We start from the raw sequence: 18,613 nt of genomic DNA on the forward strand, positions 1-18,613 counted from the left end.
ACTTAACATTATATTAATAAGCATTCTTACTTTCACGCAAAAGAATGCCCCTAAAATCCCACAATCATAATCAATTTAATTCATAAACTCGATTGCATTATTTTGTTTCAAAGTGTTTGTAGGAAATGTAGTGTAGAACGTAAGAAATGTATTTAATCAGTCTTTTTAAAAACGGAACTCAAGCGATAAATCACCATTTTTATTTTTACTGGTTATATACAGCAAATAAAACTCATCCAAATCACGTTAACGTAATATGAACGAGTAAAAGCACTAAGTAGGAATGGAGCAATTATGCGTTAATTGACTGACTAGCTCAGACAAGATCGTAATATGTCATTTCTCATTTTAAGAATTAACTTTATTACAATATAATTATACCTCTCATTTATCTTGCTCCATTTTCAGTATAATTAGCCATTATTTAAATTATTTACATAGGCTCTTATTTTGACTACTCCAGCTTTACATCGTGGTTTTATTTTTGATGTAGATGCCACTCTCGTCGATACAATTTCTATTATCAATGAAATATGGAAAACATGGGCAGAGATCAAAAATATTAATTTTTCTGATGTATATCCACATGTTCATGGCAGAAAAATCAATGAAACACTGGTCGCAGTAGATCCTAAATTTAACAATGACGATGATATCGCCGAAATAAAAGCCATTGCTTTTGAAAAAATGAAATCTGCAACTGCTATTGAGGGGGCGATTAAGTTTGTCGAACAAATACCACCGAATATGTGGAGTATTGCTACTAGTGGTCCTTATAATATAGCCAAAACAAGTTTAACGGCGTCGGGTTTTACGCTGCCGAAAGTGATGATTTGTGGGGAAGATGTCACTCAAGGAAAACCGCATCCAGAACCTTTTCTTGCTGCAGCCAAAGCACTCGGAATACCGCCAGAGCAGTGTATTGCATTTGAGGATTCTCCCGTGGGAATTCAATCAGCAAAAGCTGCTGGGTGTTACACTATCGCTTTACGAACAAGTCATTTAGACCATGAACTACTCGCGGCGGACACTATCATTGATAATTTCAATGATATTAGTTTTAAAATCGAAAACGATAATATCCACATTATCTTGTTATAGAAAACGCGGCTAATTCGTTAAAAATATAAAGGCTATCTAATCAGTAGCCATTATATTTTCAAATATCATCAATGATTGATATTGGAGTTTTACAATAACAGGGAATAACAATGGATAGCCATATATTTACTTAAATAGAGCCCCAAAAAACAAACTATTCCACTAGTATATTGTTTAATTTTATTTACTATCCAACCACGATAACGATACTATTTTTTCCCGTTATACGGATCATCACTGCATAAATATGCCCGCTGTACACATCAATTAATCACATGATCAAAAGGGGTTATTTGAGGCTTTATCAATTTTCGTCTTGAGATTGTCCTTTATTATTTTTATTGTTTTTCTAGAGGAGGCTATGCCTTGTGGTCAGAAAAAAACTGTTGAATGATTGTAAAACAGATAAAAATAATAAAAGCTAAAAAAACGACTGAGTAAGAACATCTAGACCAGAAAAAGGAATAACTATCTGATTTTAAATTATAAGAAAGAAAATTAAACGGAAATCCAATGATTCTCTCTGGAGTAAAGTATGCACTAAACTGTAAAATAATAGCGACAGCGCATACACTTACTTTAGCAATAATGCGCTTTATCTTTTGAGTAAAAACCATTCTATAAAATCCTATCTCATTGAAAGACAATTTATTCAAATTTGAATCATACCGCTAATTGTGTCAACTCATTAAGTTACCGCCCCCTAAGATCGATGACCTCTATCTCACAAACAGTTAGCGTACCGCTAAGGATGCCTTATATTAAGCCTGCCTATAGATTACAACTTAACCATTCAGTGAAAAGCACGACTTAATAGCCTTATTATTTTAAATTTTTGCGAGCTAGGCTACAAAACCCCATATCTAATCGTTGTCTAATCTCACCCTATAAAATTATTTTAATAATCATACGATTGATAGCTAGCGAAGATAGATATGAACAATACAATGGCAGCACCATCACAAGCCACAATAGCATTAACAGCGCCTTTACTTATTGCTCAAGTAAATGCTGAACTAACGTTACATCCCCTTGATTTGATAAAAATAAAAGGTTCATATTCGCAGTTTTTTGCTTATTTTCATGCCAAATTAGCACCATCTATTGAAGGTTGGGTTGATATGGTTAATCGTGATCACGTTACTTTGGCAAATCTGGAGGGTGACTATAGCTATTTTGCTTTTGCGCATTATCTTGCACGTCAATACGATCCTACACGCTGGTCAGAAGAAGTGATGGTGATGACAAAAGGATTTATGAATATCACCAATAAAAAACTCTCTTTTAATCCTATCAGTATTCATTATATCTACGATGATCTGATGACTGAATTATTGGATATTAACGATTTAAAACACCAGCTACGCCATTTATTAATTACTGATAATATTAACTATTTATACCGCAATACTCCGCCTTGTTTTCACAGATATGCTATAGATGATTCAAAAAATATCACTAAACGTATTCAACAGAATATCTCTTTCTTATTCATGCTATATATCAAAACAATCGCGACCACGACCCAAGCAATGATTAACGGTAAATAAGCCAAATAGGCACTGATATCAATCACCACATCATTCATTATTTTAAATATTTATGAATGATGTGGTAATAGAAATATGTCTGAGTATCACAACGTTTAAATGACAATATTAAAGAAGCTGTCTGAGTTTATGCTCAACTAATGGATCGTTAGGCACCAATTGCTGCGCCATCTCTAGCAGTTGAATCGCATCTTGCGGGTAATCGTCTTGATGTTTGATCGCAATATCAATCAGTGGCTGTACATCAATTTGAGCTTGATGCTCTTGTACATGCGCTTCTTTTTCATCAATCAGAATATTATGTGCTTTACTCAATAGTCCTAAACGGTGCTCTGAATACGCATTAGCCTTACTTAAATTCTGATAATAATCTTCTTTAAAACGTAATGTTTTTGTTTGCTGACGAAATTGAGCAATATCAAGTTGCTGATAACGAATAAAATCGACAGCAACCTGTTTATAAAAACCAAATTTATTAAGATAAGTGGCATGCGTGCCATGCCCCATACCAAATACTCGCAAATGGGTCAGTTCAGGATAACGTTTGGCATGTAGGCGATCGATATTATTGGTGGGATCGTAAATGATATAGCCTTTGGCTTTGCCTAAATCAAGATCATGATAATCCCCTTCCCAATCAAATTGCTGCGCCAGTTCAGTGCTAGAGCGATTATCCCACGGAGCAATGGTTTTATTTTTAGTACTCACTGGATGGAATAACAAAACTTGATCAAGTTGTAATAAATTAGCAAAAGCACCCACGGCAAAACCACCACGACTGAGACCATAACCTAAACGATAGCTAAACGGTTCAAGCAACGTAGTAAGTTGTTCAAGAAAGAAAATTAAGTTACGACTACGAAACCAATTACTCTTACCTAAGTGTTGAAAAGAGATAACATTCACACTCTGTTTTTTGGCTAAGTGAAATCCCCAAGGGGCAAAATTTTCATCAATATCTTGCTGTTGTACGTTAGTTCCCGCAGGTGAAAATGTAAACAGTAGTGGCTTGTTCACATCAACAAACTCATACTTAACAAACACATCGTCAAGTAAGTCACCTCCTGACATGGGTAGTTGTGCTTGCTGCTGCGAACGAGTGTGTGTTAGCCACTCATCTAACCAATACAATAATTTCATTTTACTCACCTTTAAAAACAACGGCGGGATTGTAGCAAAGATATGCATTAAACAAAAATTTTAGTTAGAACACTAATTATTTAAGTTAACTAGCTTAATTTTAAATATAAAAATTTTTCTATACTCTTTTTTAGTTTTTAATCAAAAAATACCAAATAATCTTGACCTGTCTATAGCTTTACACTTCATACTAGCCACATAGTAGCAATACACATACACACATCGGATTCATCATGTATTTGATTTCAGAGTTAGCGACCAAAGTCGGAATATCACGTACCACGCTACTTTATTATGAGAAGCAAGGACTGATTAAAGGACATCGATTGGATAATGGGTATCGTTATTACAGTGATACTGATCTACAACGGTTATTGTTAATTAAACAACTTCAAAGTGCAGGCTTAACATTGAAAGAGTGTCAAAGTTGCTTAGAGGCTAAATTGGATAAAAGTATTTTGTCCGAGCGGTTAACTCAACTGACAGAAGAAATTCAAACAAAGACCCAAGCCCGTGAACTGCTATTAGGATTACTTGGCGAGCGTTCACAACGAGAACTGCATGATTATTTAAGTAAAAGCGCACCAAACGTTCACCTGCACTGGCTCAATACACAAGGTTATGACGAAAAAGAAGCACTCAGACTGAAATGGTTATCAAAAGATATGAATGATCATGATACGTACATGAAAGATTTTATGACCATCTTTACACCATTAGAACGATGGGGTCCCGGCAGTAAACAAGATACTTTACGTGCAATCTCTCTACTGCCAACCCAGCAACTGCACCGTATTTTAGAAATCGGCCCAGGGAAAGGTGGATCAACGGTATTACTGGCTAACCATACTCAGGCACATATTACAGCGGTAGATAATGAACCAGTTGCAATAGAACAACTTTATCAAAAAATCAAAGACTCACAACTGAGCGATCGTATCTCACCCGTGTGTGCATCAATGACAGCTTTACCTTTTGAAGCTAAAAGTTTTGATGCTATTTGGGCTGAAGGGTGTGTTTATATCATGGGAATGGAAAATGCTCTTACACAATGGAAGTCATTACTCAAAGATAACGGCATATTGGTTGTCAGTGATTTGGTTTGGCTTACAGATACTCCAAATGACGAAGTTAAACAATTTTGGCTAGCCGAGTATCCTGATATTCAATCTATTCCCGTAAGACTTCAGCAATTAAAAACACATGGTTATGAAGTTATTGACCATTTTTCATTAGGTATGAAAGCGTGGAAAAACTACTGGTTGCCACTTAAAAATAGAGCCAACGACTTACAATCAACAATGCCACACTCTCAAGCATTATTGGACGTACAAAAAGAAATTGATATTTATAAAAAAAGCGTTACTCAAGACTTTACCTATCAGTATTTTATTTTAAAACTAAACAAATAGAGATTATGCAATGAATTATTCATTATATAAAACAGACCAAAAAGAAGCTTTTATTACATTGTTTAATAACACTTTTTCTGATTCAGAAGGTAAAGACGAAGGTGCGATGATCGCTAAATTAGTCACCGACTTTCTAAACCAACCCACAACAGATGATGTATATACTTTTGTTTCTACTAATAATAACGCACAGGTTATTGGCGGTATTATTCTATCGCGTTTGACGTTTCCAAATAACGACAATGTCTTTTTACTCTCTCCGGTTGCGGTCGCAACAGAATATCAGGGCAAAGGAATTGGACAAAAATTAATCCGTTTTGGTCTTGAAACACTCAAAGAAAAAGGCGTCACAATTGCCGTTACATATGGTGATATTAATTTTTATTCTAAAGTAGGATTTACACCGATTAATGAAGCACTTATTCAAGCTCCATTAACGTTGTTATACCCAGAAGGTTGGATCGCTCAATCATTAATAGGTGAAGAAATTCCAGCCATTGATGGTAAACCAACCTGCGCAGATGCACTCAATAATCCAATATACTGGTAAGAGTAGCGATTCATCATGAGTTGATTGAGGTTTTCATTTATTTTGCCAACAGCATTGTCGCTGCTGATAATGAAGATCTCACTAATGAACGTTGATTTAGAATAATACAATCATCTTGACCTTCCCTATGGTGGAAGCTTTACGCTGGCATTCTAATAACAACCATTATATCGAGCTCATCATGAAAAAATTATCTTTAGCTATTATTTTATCGGCACTACTTTCTAGTACAGCATTTGCAAGTGAAAATATTATTGATCACAGTCATGCGATACCAACCAAAACCATCACAAGTCTGCAAGCCTCACAAACGATGATGAAAGACTCTATGGCGGCAATGTCAGGTATGCATACCTTAAAATTAACGGGTGATCCTGATTTGGATTTTGTAGCCGGTATGCTGCCTCACCATGAAGGGGCAATTGTGATGAGTGAATCAATTTTACCTACACTGACAAATCCTGCTGTGCATAAATTAGCGCTTAATATTATTAAATCACAAAAAGAAGAAGTGATTTATATGAAGCACTGGTTAGCTACACATAAAGAACTGCCGCTTGCGCAACGTGATATTGCTAATTCACAAAAAATGATGATGAAATCAATGAAAGTGATGCACAATATGATGGAAGTTAAGTTAACAGGTCATCCAAATGTTGATTTTGTTGCGGGTATGATCCCTCACCATGAAGCAGCTGTAGAAATGGCAGAAGTCATCATGCCTTACTTAAAAGATCAATCAACTAAGACTTTTGCACAAAATATTATCAAAGCGCAATTAGAGCAAATTAGCTTTATGAAAACGTGGTTAAAAGATAATGCACCAGTAGCTGTAGCGACCAAAGCTATTACATCAAGTCACGCACATCATTAATGTATCTTGACTATTAATATAAACCCGACGTTTTTTACGTCGGATTTATTTGATCTCTTCACTCAATAGAACATGCGTTATATTAACCACGTTCCATTACAATTAGTGCGTAGTGCGACAATGCCAATAGGCTTATAGTTACGCCTATCATTCTAAAATAAGTGACGAATAATAACGCGATTAACGCTTAAATTTATCAGCCCATTGCGGCCATAGCACAGCGAGATCCATATGCGCTTCAATAGTATCTGCTATACGATCAATGCCTTGCTGACGAATTTCATCAAAATCAGGGGTTTGAGTTGCTTCTAAACCTGCCCAACGTAAAATTGCATCACACGCTGCTTGCTGTTCAAAAATACCATGCAAATAGGTTCCAAACACGTGATCATCACAGCCTAATTGACCATCAGGACCATCAGGACCATCAGGACCATCGGTTAACTGCAATGGTGCATGGGCAGTCACACCTTGCGTGACACCCGCATGGATCTCATAACCTTTGACAATCACCGGCGCTTGATCAGGCAGGGTTAGCGTACCTTCCGTTTGTTGCAAACATTTGTTTTTCTCAATGGTGGTAGCAATAGATAAATAACCCAAGCCTTGACTAACACCCGCCTCACCTTCAATCGCATGGGGATCGGCAATGGTTTCACCTAACATCTGATAACCACCACAAATACCCATCACTTTGCCGCCTAGACGTAGATGACGCTGAATCTGTTTATCCCAACCTTGCTCACGTAAAAATGCCAAATCACTACGAACACTTTTCGTGCCGGGAATGATGATCAAATCTGCGGCGGGAAAAGGCTGACCTTTGCCGACAAACTGTAAGTTAACTTGAGGGTGCATTCGTAGAGGATCAAAATCAGTATGGTTACTCACTCGAGTTAAAACAGGCACGACGACCTTTAATTGGTGATCTGCAGCATCAACTTGCTGACAGTTAATGGCATCTTCCGCTTCAAGCATTAAACCATGTAAATAAGGCAATACTCCCAATACGGGCTTGCCTGTTTTTTGCTCTAACCATTCTAAACCTGATTCCAGTAGCTTAATATCACCACGGAAACGATTGATGACAAAGCCTTTGACACGCGCTTGTTCTGACTCAGACAATAACGCTAGCGTGCCATAAATATGCGCAAATACTCCACCACGATCAATATCGGCAATAATAATCACCGGCACATCTGCTTTTTCAGCAAAGCCCATATTTGCCACATCATTTTCACGTAGATTAATTTCAGCAGGGCTGCCCGCACCTTCAATAATAATGGTTTGGTACTGTTGTTGTAGTAGCGTGAAAGATTCCATAATCGGCGTCATCACCACTTTTTTGTAGTTATGATAACCCACGGCATTCATATCGGCTAAAGCGTGACCTTGTACTATCACCTGAGCGCCAACATCCGTATTAGGTTTAAGCAGTACCGGGTTCATATGCACACTAGGCTCAATACCGCAGGCTTGGGCTTGAACTGCTTGTGCTCGCCCTATCTCACCACCATCTTTGGTTACTGCGCTATTTAATGCCATATTTTGTGATTTAAACGGTGCAACACGAATACCTTGCCGTGCCAACACGCGACATAATCCTGCCACCAGCACACTTTTACCTGCATCAGAGGTAGTACCTTGTACCATTAATGCACGCGTTGTCGATTGTAATGTATCCGTCATTTCCTAATTCCATGTTGATATAATAAAAGAAAGTCACCACAAATTATTGTTATCTATAAGTCACTTATCATCTTGATTATTGCTTGTCTTAGTAATAAATCATAAAAAATTAGTTTGAATAAGCATCGATTTACTATATACGATAACGATTATCATTTTTTATCTATTCTTTTTTATGAATTATCTTATGCTACCTGCAATGTTAGTATGGCTATTGTTAGCGATCAGCATTGGTTGTGTCTTAACAAAAACAACTGCTTGGCGTATACCACTATTACTGACATTGATTGCAGCCGTTACGTTTAATGTCTTAACCGTTATTGGTGCAGCCATTATGATCAGTGGTATCGCTATTGCCAGTTTTACTGCTCGCCAACAGGCGAAACCGCTGCTTTATGCAGGGCATATCATTGTTGTATTGTGGATCATCGGGCTAATTTTACATTTATATCCTGGTATCAATAACTTATTAGTACTTGATCATGTTAATAGCGGCCCACTTAGCCGACCTTTTACACTTTACTTTAACATCGATAAACCCATGCTTATTTTTGCACTGCTATTACTCGTGCCTAATATAGTAAGCAATAACGAATATAACTGGCATCATCTTTCACTCTCGCTGCGACAAAAAACTATTATTGGTGGCGGATTAATCAGCTTACCGTTACTTGCATGGGCATTACAGCTGGTACAGCCTGAACTCACATTACCATCTTGGTGGTGGATATTTGCGATTAATAATCTTATTTTTACCTGTGTTGCTGAAGAAGTGCTTTTTCGTGGTTATATTCAAGGGCTGTTATGCAAAAAGTTAGCTCCTACGATAGCCATAACTATTGCGAGTATTTTATTTGGATTGGCACACTTTGCGGGTGGGCCATTATTTATCATAATTGCGACACTGGCTGGCATAGTTTATGGTTTAAGCTATTATTGGACTAAGAAGATAACGGTCGCTATTGTGGTTCATTTTGCATTTAACGTGCTGCATTTATTCTTTTTTACTTACCCATTGCCACTCTAATTAATGCAAAATAAAAAGAAGTATTATCCGTTCGTTACGCGCTACACCACATATCTTCACCGCATAAACAGGGATAAGGAATAAGATGGAATGTCAAAATTATTGCTGATAGATGTACTCAATAATCCAACGTTATTATTGAATGCTGATCACAAATGTAGTTATCAGATCATTACCGAGGCACGCCACTTATCATTATTAGGTCAATTAAAAGCGTGTTGTGATCGCGCAAATATCGAACACGATCTTCCTCTGCACACTCAGCAACAATTAATGTCTGGATTTCACAGCTACCAAAAGCAACAGCAACAATTATTAATTGAGCATCAACATCTCACACAACACTTACAAGGCATTAGTTCGTGGCGTTACTTACGTGGTAGCGCACTGCAGTTACTTGATAACGCTATGTTTGCAGGAAGAATTAAACATAACATTGATATTTATGTACCGCAGCAGCATGTTGCCAGTGTAGAAAAAGTACTGTTAAACAATGGCTGGCGTTATAAAAATATCGCAGATTATGAAGAAACCTTTTATCGTCGTTGGGCGCAACAAACCACGCCATTGATCCACAAACAACGGCGAACTGAACTTGCCATTCACTTTCAATTATTACCTAAGACATTAATCAATAAACTCGACCCAGCCCCCTTATTACACCACCACTTATCACCGCCATTGTGCGAGCCTGCAACACTATTATCGCCCGATGCCATGGTGCTTCATCAGGCGATTATGTTATTTCATCAAATTGATTATCATTATGGCTTACGTGATATTTACAACTTATATTTACAGTTTGTCTATTTTAGTAAAGCCGCTACTTTTTGGCATAATTTGATGCAACTCCATCAACAAGTCGGTAATGATAGTAGCCTTTACCTCGCGATCAGTTTATGTCATCGATTATTTGATTTACCCGTACCAGATAATGTCTGGGCATATTTTAAACAGCATAAGTTAAACCGATTATCCTACTGGCTCTATCAACAACAGTTTATGAATGCTTTCCTGTACCAATTTCCTTTACACCGCAACATTGGCTATCGTGATGCAGTAAAATCACTACGTTTTCGAGGTCGCTTAAAACAGATGCCTATATACTGTATTGTGCCGCATATTATTAAACGCTTAATCATTAATAGTATTCCCCATGATGATGAAGAAGTTATCAACTAAACACAACCCATCTCTCATATTGCCACTGCTTTATACGTATAGACAGACACCCGTAAGAATTCTCATGTTACTATGATAAGTCATTCTCAAGGAAGGAAGAATAACTTGAATAACATGCTGTTTTACAAAACATACCCGCATAAACAAAGTAAAGAGTGGGTCGTGTTTGTCCATGGTGCAGGAGGAAGCTCTGCAATCTGGTTTAAACAAATAAAAGCCTATAAACAGCATTTTAATTTATTGCTCTTAGATTTACGTGGCCACGGTAAATCTAACACTATGTTTCAAGATGTGATGGATAATCGCTATACTTTTAAAATGGTGACCAAAGATATTATCGATGTCCTTAATCATCTTAAAATTGAATCAGCGCATTTTGTTGGAATCTCACTAGGAACAATCATTATTCGCCATCTGGCTGAACTGGCACCAGAACGCGTGCAAACAATGACATTAGGTGGCGCAGTCACTCGCTTAAATACGCGCTCTCAGGTGCTAATTAGCTTGGGCAATCTTAGTAAGCATATTCTGCCGTATATGTGGCTATACCGTTTATTTGCTTATGTTGTAATGCCACAAAAAAATCAACGTCAATCACGCCATTTATTTATTCGTGAAGCTAAAAAGCTCTGCCAACAAGAATTTAAACGGTGGTTCAAATTAGCAACAGATGTAAATCCAATTATGAAATATTTTAAGGAGAAAGAACTCGCCATTCCGACTCTATATTTAATGGGTGAACATGATTATATGTTTATTAAATCCGTTAAAGAGATGATTAAACGCCATAAAAATAGCATGTTAACGCAACTATCTAATTGTGGTCATGTGTGTAATGTTGAGCAACCAGAAGCCTTTAATTATCATTCGATTGAATTTATTCAATTGCACTGCCAACCATTACCAGCACACTAAAATAATAAAGCCCAGTGAGAATTACATCACACTGGGCTTAACTTATACTGTATTGACACACGCTTTAGTTAAATAAACCGAGCTTACATCACCACCACTTTCGTTAAAAAACGCTGTAATTGATCGGTCACAAATTGTGGCTGCTCAAGGTTACTAATGTGTCCTGCTTCAGGAATTAACACATATTCACTGCCATCAATCGCATCATGCATTAATTGTGCTTCAAGTGGCGGACGCGGATTATCTTCTAAGCCTGACATAATTAATGTCGGAACAGTAAGCTGCTCGATATCGTCAAACGTATCACGACGTCCAAATACCATTCGCCCCATCTCAGACACCGCCACTGCGCGTTCTCCTTGTAGCTGTGCCAGATAATCACGGAATTCACTCACTAATTGTGGATTATGCAGATGACCATCACGACGGAAAAATAGTGGTGCAATCATATCGATCAATGGTGCTGGAACATGTTGCTGGTCGCGTAAAGTATCTAGCATTGCAAAATATCTCGCATGTAACACTTCAGGTTCATAGCCTAAGAATGTATCCATTAGCACTAATGCCGTCACACGATCAGGGACTTTAAGGGCTAATTCTGCTCCCCACATACCGCCAACAGATAGTCCAATAATCGCAAATTTATCAATTTCTAAGTGATCCAGTAATGCCAACACATTATCAGCATAATCACGTAAGGTTCGTGTAGCTAAAGGTGCACTATCCGATCCACCATGCGCCCAAAAGTCTGGCACAATACAACGATAATGTTGGCTCAATACCGCGATCTGCGGTGCCCACATTGCACTATCCCATAAATAACTATGACCAAAAACCAGCACCGGACCTGTACCTTGATCACGATAAGTCATTTGTTGACCATCAATAGCGAATGTTTGCATTACGAGTATCCTTTCTTGGTTAACATATTTTAGTTAATATTTACGGATTAACGTGAGTTCGTTATTTTAGTATTAAGCCGAGATTCTATATCTGGGTTATCACATCCATTATCATAAACAACTATGCCATTGATGTAACTTGATACTTATTTCGAATATTGACTAACCCTTGGCGATAAAGTACCCATGCACAAAGCCCTGCCGCAATATTACCCACCATAGCTCCAGTGAATAATCCTGATAGACCGGCGACATGCGCACCCAACCATAATACGGGTAAATAACACACAAAGAGTCGTAATGCAGAAATTAGCAGCGCCCGCATCGGTAATCCCATCGCATTACAAACCGATACCATCAACATACAAATACCTAATGCTCCCAGACTAATAGGCACACGCGTTAAGTGGATCATCAATATTTGTTGTACCGAACTATCACTGCTTAATAACTGTGTTAACGGCTGCGCACTTAAAAAGAGCACGATAGCGATAGCCACTTGCCATATCAATACAAACCGTACAGCTAGCATGATTAATTTTTCAATACTGGCAATATCTTTATGGCCAAGTAAACGTCCCACCATCGGCGGCATCGACATGGTCAATGCTAAAACGATAACCAATGAAAAGAACTCCAGTCGTGATCCTAACGCCCAAGCTGCAACGGTTGCCGCACCAAAACCTGCAACTAATTTTGTCGCTAAAATAGCCGAAACCGGAGGCAATAGTTGGCTTAACATTGCAGGAGCCATGATATGAACTAATTCTTTAATGGCTTTATAAACTGCAAAATCACGCCAATCAAAACTCAACCATTGACGTTTAAATAATAATGGGTACACCACTAGCATACCGATACTAAACGAGACAACGGTCGCCCATGCCGCACCATTAATACCCATATTAAAAGTAAACATAAACAGAGGGTCTAAACCGATATTAAATACACTAGTGATCACCATCATAATACCGGGTAGTAACGTATTACCGTTAGCGCGACAAATACTATAGGCAAAGTACACCATTGAGCCACACCACGCACTGGTTAGCCATACAGGCCAATAGCTATCGATAACACTAAAAACATTATCAGGCGCACCAAGTAGCCATAATAACTGATGACGCCCAAACCATATTGCCGCACACAATGCCATGATTCCAATATCACCAAGGATCACCACGACCCCACCTAATTGCCGCGCTCGATGATAATCATGATTACCTAATACCCGTGAAATTAAGGCAGTAGTAGCAATACCTAAACCGACTTGTAAACCAATGACTAACATTTGCATTGGTAAAGTAAAGCCTTGAGCTGCCAATGGCAACATACCCAGTTGACCAATAAATGCACTGTCAACTAATTGAAAACTCATTAACGATAACACCCCAAATAACATTGGCCATGTCATGGTAAACAACTGGTAAGCTAAATGGCGAGAGTCAGAAGGAGTGGTTGTTTTTATATTCATAATAAGAACTTAAATAAACAGAAAATAGTGCGTGTTAAGCCACAACCTTGTACTTAACACCAATAAAAAATCCCCGCCGTAGCGAGGATTAAAAAATATCTTTATTCGTTAAATTAACGTATGACTAATTTAACAAGATCTGCCGGACGATAATAAACAGATTTTAAAACTTTACCAGTACGAATCAGCTTGCCATTAACTTCAACATCTTGCGCACATTTTGCAATAATATAATCACCTTTAGTACTTGCCATCAGTGCAACACCTTGCTGTGCATAAAAAGCTTCAGTTTCATCATATTGCTGTTGATTGCAGCACACTTTACTCATGTTGCTTGAATGTACTTCATTCCAACAATCAATAAATGTAAACCCTAAACGCTCAGACATTTGCAATAAAATATCAATCAGGTAACTGATACCAATATTATCCGTTATCTTTTTATTACCCAAATGAACCAAACGTCCCATAAGAACGTAAACAGAATCAACAATAGCATCTGCTTGTTCTACCAATGAATCCGCTTCAGCAAGCTCTGTCATTTTTTCAACAGCTAAAGAGGTATGTAACGCATCAGCTTGAGCATCTAAACTGGCTGGAGTTTCAATATCTAAATCGAAGGTGGAACGAAACTCTCGAATATCGCTGTAAAGATGATCAAAAAGGGGTTGGTCTAGCGTAGAAAGTTTCATCGAATATCCTTGTTTCAGGGTTAAGGGGAAACGTTATTTTATCATCCACCAACGAACGGTTATTCTCAATAATAATCACGTAACGGGCAAAGATACTAATCCAATCCAGTATCAGATACAAAACCAATTATCTAAAAACAGTTAGCTTGGTGACAAAATAGACTTCACCATTGTTGGGCTATGCTAAAACACAACAATTGAGATATCATTATTCGCATTTAATCACTTGCGAATTAAAGCAAAGCCAATAAAATTTCACGATAACGTTCTATATTAAGATAATAATATGCATGTTGGAGAAGTGATGATTGCAGGTCACCGTGGCGCGCGCGCAGTCGCCCCAGAAAATACATTAATATCCATGAAAGCAGCCGCTGATGCTGGTGCTACATGGATTGAAACAGATACTCAACTTTGCGATGATTTAATCCCTGTTATTATTCATGATAAAAGTGTCCGCCGTTGTACTAATGGTTCAGGAAGCGTACGTCATAAATCACTCAGTGAATTAAAACAATTAGATGCAGGAAGCTGGTTTGCAACTGAATTTGCAGATGCAACTATTCCAACATTGGTGGAATTACTGCAAGCTTGTGATGAGTATGGATTAAGCCTCAATCTTGAAATCAAAGTCCATTATGAAGAAGAAGTTGAACTTCAAGTACTTAAAACTATTGAAACAATTAAAGATTATGGTTTTGATACGAATAAACTGATTCTTTCAAGTTTTTCTTATAATGCGGTTAAACACTGCTTAAAACTATGGCCTGAAGTGCGCCGTGGATTAATCATTGAAGACTGGGTGCCAGATATCGAGCGTTTAGATGCCAAACTTAACCTCTACAGTATCCATTTAGATCATCACCTACTCAATGAGAAGTTAGCAAAAGAAATTACTGATGCGGGCAAAGTGCTTCAGATATGGACCATGAATGATCCTCAACAAGTAGCAAAATTTACCCGTTGGGGTGTTAGTACGATTATTAGTGATAATCCTGGTTTATTAATATCAGCAGCAAAAAAATAATATTCATTCATTTAACTGCTTGGTTTACGAGTTAATTGCTTATCTTATATTGACTCGTAAAACTGTCATTACATGCCTTTTTTGATTATATTTGTAGACACTTCACACTATATTTCCCTCCATTAATTGATGCATTTATAAACACTAAAAACGGATTTTAATATTTCAAAACAATATAAATAATTTATGTTTGATATTATCAAAATATAGAAATATATTTATAGAGAATATAATTTATTATTTGTTTATTTATAACTCTCTTTTATTACACATAACATAACATCAAATAATGATGCCAACGATAGTCACTCAACAACTTATTTGATATCTAGTGGAGCACTGTATTCATGTCAGCTTATGACACCGTCTGTATAATGGCAGCTATTGCTGTTTTTATTTCAATGATTAATCATCGTATTGGTAAATTCCAACCGACCATAGCCATCACTGGTTGGTCAATAGTCATCTCTTTGGTTTTATTAGTTTTAAGTAAGCTTGGCTATCTTCCTAGTAATGAAGAACATGAAGTAATTCAGATGATACAAGGTGTCAACTTTGATGACTTTTTACTCAAAGGTGTTTTAGGTTTTCTCCTTTTCGCTGGTGCGTTAAACATTAAACTTCCCCACCTTAAAGATCAAAAATTTGAAATTACCTTTTTAGCACTAATCGGTACTCTATTTTCAACCTTCTTTATTGGGATTGTATTATGGGCACTATTCAAAATTTGTACTATTGATGTAGATTTTATTTATTGCTGTTTATTTGGTGCCTTAATTTCACCAACCGATCCAATTGCAGTATTAGCTATTGTTAAAAAACTCAATGCACCACAACGTATTTCAACCCAAATAGAAGGCGAATCACTGTTTAATGATGGTGTTGGCTTGGTCATTTTTGTTACCCTATTTGAAATTGCATTTAGCAAAACAGCACCGACAGTCTCAGGAACAATACTCTTATTTGTACGTGAAGCATTAGGCGGTATCGCATTTGGTGCGATCATTGGCGTAGTGTTCCACTTCTTAATTAAAAGCTCTCATGACAATATGTTCCGCTTAATTTTAACCATCTTAATACCAACATTTGGTTATGTGGTAAGTGAACATATTGAAGTTTCAGCACCATTAGCAATGGTTGTTGCGGGTATTATTATTGGTAATTGGACTCGTAATTCAATTTCAACCGAAGCCTCTCATCAAATATCACATTTATGGGAACTTGCTGATGAGATTTTAAATGCGATTTTATTCTTATTAATCGGCTTAATGATGGTGACTTTCACTTTTCATGCAATTGATATTGTTGCAGTTGTAATTGCTATACCACTGGTATTACTAAGCCGCTACTTGAGCGTGAAATATGCTTACAAACTCTTCAATCGTTACCGTCGTTATAACCCATTATCAATTAAAATATTAACGTGGGGTGGATTACGCGGCGGATTAGCGCTTGCAATGGCAATGGCAATCCCGAGTGGACTTCCAATTGGTTTTAGCCCTGATATTGATGTGAAAGAAATTATTGTCTTAATGACTTATGCTGTCGTTATTTTCTCAATAATCGTTCAAGGCTCAACCATTACTCCGATGATTCATGAAGCTAAGGCAGAACAAGAAAAAATGGATCAAGCAACAATTGATCCAGTGTCAAAAACAGATACTCACCAATAATTAATGAGCTGCCGAACATTTCGCTAAGCGATCCCTTTTAATAGCTGCCACTTATCACGGTAGCTATTTTTTTATCTTATTATTGATAATCAACAAATATGTAACAAAAGTATTGACCGTTACTAAATTAATCATATGATGAATTACCTATTGATAAATAGTAGATGCTTATGAGCAAGGATTGCACACTCATTGAATGGGCGACAAATCGTATCTGGTATTGTGATATGCCATACCGAGTGGCAGGTGCGCCTATGGGTCACCGAATGACGATTATTCGATTAGATAACAATAAACTCTTCATCCATTCCCCCATTGAAATAACAGCCCCTTTGCAACAACAAATTAGCCAACTGGGTGAGATTAGCTATGTGGTAACACCCAACAAAAGTCATAATATTTATCTTTCTGATTGGTGGTTAGCCTATCCTCAAGCATATTTTTATGCTCCGCCAGGGCTAATCCATAAACGAAGTGATCTTACTTTTGATGGTGCGCTTGGCAATCAAACCCCTCCTCACTGGCGAGGACAATTACTACAAACAGTGATTAGAGGAAGCGATAGTATGGAAGAAATTGCATTTTGTGATCCGCTATCAAAGACACTGATTGTCGGTGATGCATTGGCTTGGATGATAGACAGCCACCACCCTCTTACTTTTGCCCTTGCTGTTATTAATGGTTGTTATTTTAAACCCGCCATGCCTTGGTATTGGCGAATGACTTTTAGCCATCATGCTCAACTACGACAATCGATTCAAGAGATCCTCACATGGCCTTTTGAACGTATAATTTTGTCTCATGGAAAAGTCATAGATAATAATGCTAAGGCTTATTTTTCCGCTGCATTTCAATGGGTAATGCCAAATAAACTAAAAATAACAACCGTCAAATAAGCAATAGCAAACACATTTAACAATGATTTAAATATATAAGTATTATTTTATGTGCAAGATCAATATTGCTTCTATTTTGAAGGCGCATAGTAATAAAAGAACTGTAGAAACACGCCTTTATTTACTCTTTGAGCAATAACAAACCGTCGAGGTTAGGAGTTAATTAATGAACCTTTTTAAACTTTATTCTCGAGATATTCTTGGTCTTGGTGTCGTTGGATTTTTTATATTAAGTATTCTCGGTGTTATTTTTGGTGTCATTGCACTGTTTAATTATACCAGTGGTAATACGGTATTGGCGGCATCCAATGTACACCTTGCTGTATCGCATATTATCTTTGTCATTCCCGCATTAATTATTGGTCATTATATCAACCGTCCAAGTTGGATAGCAGAGGTTGATAAAATTAAATTTGCACGTGAAATACAGTGATCACTAAAAGATAATGATCACGAAAAGACATGATCATTAAAAGACAATGACACGAATAATATTAAACATACTCATC

General features: G+C 37.2%; 17 protein-coding genes. 12 read left to right on the plus strand and 5 right to left on the minus strand.

The window, feature by feature from the left end; translation table 11 throughout:
- Positions 1-450: 450 nt before the first annotated feature.
- Together OC457_RS15965 and OC457_RS15970 are read left to right on the plus strand one after the other, a co-directional pair.
- The gene (locus OC457_RS15965; RefSeq protein WP_080175657.1) at positions 451-1,101 is read left to right on the plus strand and encodes an HAD-IA family hydrolase; all 651 of its coding nucleotides are present in this window, start codon (positions 451-453) and stop codon (positions 1,099-1,101) included.
- 935 nt (positions 1,102-2,036) lie between these two features.
- On the plus strand, positions 2,037-2,651 hold the full coding sequence (locus OC457_RS15970) for a hypothetical protein (protein ID WP_144379600.1): 615 nt from the start codon (positions 2,037-2,039) through the stop codon (positions 2,649-2,651).
- A gap of 108 nt (positions 2,652-2,759) precedes the next feature.
- Here the strand turns inward: OC457_RS15970 and OC457_RS15975 are convergent, their stop codons facing one another.
- Positions 2,760-3,791, minus strand: coding sequence for a cytosolic protein (locus OC457_RS15975; protein ID WP_080175654.1), 1,032 nt, complete (start codon positions 3,789-3,791; stop codon positions 2,760-2,762).
- Positions 3,792-4,024: 233 nt separating this feature from the next.
- On the opposite strand from OC457_RS15975, the gene OC457_RS15980 reads away from it, so the two are divergent.
- The 3 genes from OC457_RS15980 to OC457_RS15990 all read left to right on the plus strand — a co-directional run bounded on the left by OC457_RS15980 (position 4,025) and on the right by OC457_RS15990 (position 6,627).
- The gene (locus OC457_RS15980; protein ID WP_080175653.1) at positions 4,025-5,203 is read left to right on the plus strand and encodes a MerR family transcriptional regulator; all 1,179 of its coding nucleotides are present in this window, start codon (positions 4,025-4,027) and stop codon (positions 5,201-5,203) included.
- Between the two features lie 10 nt (positions 5,204-5,213).
- Positions 5,214-5,753: a GNAT family N-acetyltransferase gene (locus OC457_RS15985; RefSeq protein WP_080175652.1), complete on the plus strand. Its 540-nt coding sequence runs from the start codon at positions 5,214-5,216 to the stop codon at positions 5,751-5,753.
- Positions 5,754-5,934: 181 nt separating this feature from the next.
- Positions 5,935-6,627 carry a DUF305 domain-containing protein gene (locus OC457_RS15990; protein WP_159447866.1) on the plus strand — a complete coding sequence of 231 codons (693 nt, stop codon included), beginning with the start codon at positions 5,935-5,937 and terminating at the stop codon, positions 6,625-6,627.
- 180 nt (positions 6,628-6,807) lie between these two features.
- On the opposite strand, the gene OC457_RS15995 is transcribed toward OC457_RS15990, so the two are convergent.
- On the minus strand, positions 6,808-8,316 hold the full coding sequence (locus OC457_RS15995) for a cobyric acid synthase (protein ID WP_080175650.1): 1,509 nt from the start codon (positions 8,314-8,316) through the stop codon (positions 6,808-6,810).
- A gap of 187 nt (positions 8,317-8,503) precedes the next feature.
- On the opposite strand from OC457_RS15995, the gene OC457_RS16000 reads away from it, so the two are divergent.
- The 3 genes from OC457_RS16000 to OC457_RS16010 all read left to right on the plus strand — a co-directional run bounded on the left by OC457_RS16000 (position 8,504) and on the right by OC457_RS16010 (position 11,440).
- Positions 8,504-9,343, plus strand: coding sequence for a CPBP family intramembrane glutamic endopeptidase (locus OC457_RS16000; RefSeq protein ID WP_235866974.1), 840 nt, complete (start codon positions 8,504-8,506; stop codon positions 9,341-9,343).
- A gap of 90 nt (positions 9,344-9,433) precedes the next feature.
- Positions 9,434-10,525, plus strand: coding sequence for a nucleotidyltransferase family protein (locus OC457_RS16005; protein WP_080175648.1), 1,092 nt, complete (start codon positions 9,434-9,436; stop codon positions 10,523-10,525).
- Positions 10,526-10,639: 114 nt separating this feature from the next.
- Entirely contained in the window at positions 10,640-11,440 is an 801-nt protein-coding gene (locus OC457_RS16010) for an alpha/beta fold hydrolase (RefSeq protein WP_096777859.1), read from the plus strand.
- 83 nt (positions 11,441-11,523) lie between these two features.
- Here the strand turns inward: OC457_RS16010 and OC457_RS16015 are convergent, their stop codons facing one another.
- From OC457_RS16015 to OC457_RS16025, 3 genes are all read right to left on the minus strand, one after another.
- Positions 11,524-12,342: an alpha/beta fold hydrolase gene (locus OC457_RS16015; RefSeq protein ID WP_080175646.1), complete on the minus strand. Its 819-nt coding sequence runs from the start codon at positions 12,340-12,342 to the stop codon at positions 11,524-11,526.
- Between the two features lie 121 nt (positions 12,343-12,463).
- Complete coding sequence (locus OC457_RS16020) at positions 12,464-13,816, minus strand: MATE family efflux transporter (protein ID WP_080175645.1); 1,353 nt, start codon at positions 13,814-13,816, stop codon at positions 12,464-12,466.
- 113 nt (positions 13,817-13,929) lie between these two features.
- Positions 13,930-14,508, minus strand: coding sequence for a nucleoside triphosphate pyrophosphohydrolase family protein (locus OC457_RS16025; protein WP_080175644.1), 579 nt, complete (start codon positions 14,506-14,508; stop codon positions 13,930-13,932).
- A gap of 304 nt (positions 14,509-14,812) precedes the next feature.
- Between OC457_RS16025 and OC457_RS16030 the strand changes: the two genes are divergently transcribed.
- The 4 genes from OC457_RS16030 (at position 14,813) to OC457_RS16045 (ending at position 18,537) form a co-directional block, all read left to right on the plus strand.
- Complete coding sequence (locus tag OC457_RS16030; protein ID WP_080175668.1) at positions 14,813-15,535, plus strand: glycerophosphodiester phosphodiesterase family protein; 723 nt, start codon at positions 14,813-14,815, stop codon at positions 15,533-15,535.
- Between the two features lie 347 nt (positions 15,536-15,882).
- Positions 15,883-17,208: a cation:proton antiporter gene (locus OC457_RS16035; protein ID WP_080175643.1), complete on the plus strand. Its 1,326-nt coding sequence runs from the start codon at positions 15,883-15,885 to the stop codon at positions 17,206-17,208.
- A gap of 170 nt (positions 17,209-17,378) precedes the next feature.
- Complete coding sequence (locus OC457_RS16040) at positions 17,379-18,104, plus strand: DUF4336 domain-containing protein (protein ID WP_080175667.1); 726 nt, start codon at positions 17,379-17,381, stop codon at positions 18,102-18,104.
- Positions 18,105-18,270: 166 nt separating this feature from the next.
- Complete coding sequence (locus OC457_RS16045) at positions 18,271-18,537, plus strand: hypothetical protein (RefSeq protein ID WP_080175642.1); 267 nt, start codon at positions 18,271-18,273, stop codon at positions 18,535-18,537.
- Positions 18,538-18,613 lie beyond the last annotated feature (76 nt).

Source organism: Photobacterium toruni (genome assembly GCF_024529955.1).
Taxonomy (GTDB): domain Bacteria; phylum Pseudomonadota; class Gammaproteobacteria; order Enterobacterales; family Vibrionaceae; genus Photobacterium; species Photobacterium toruni.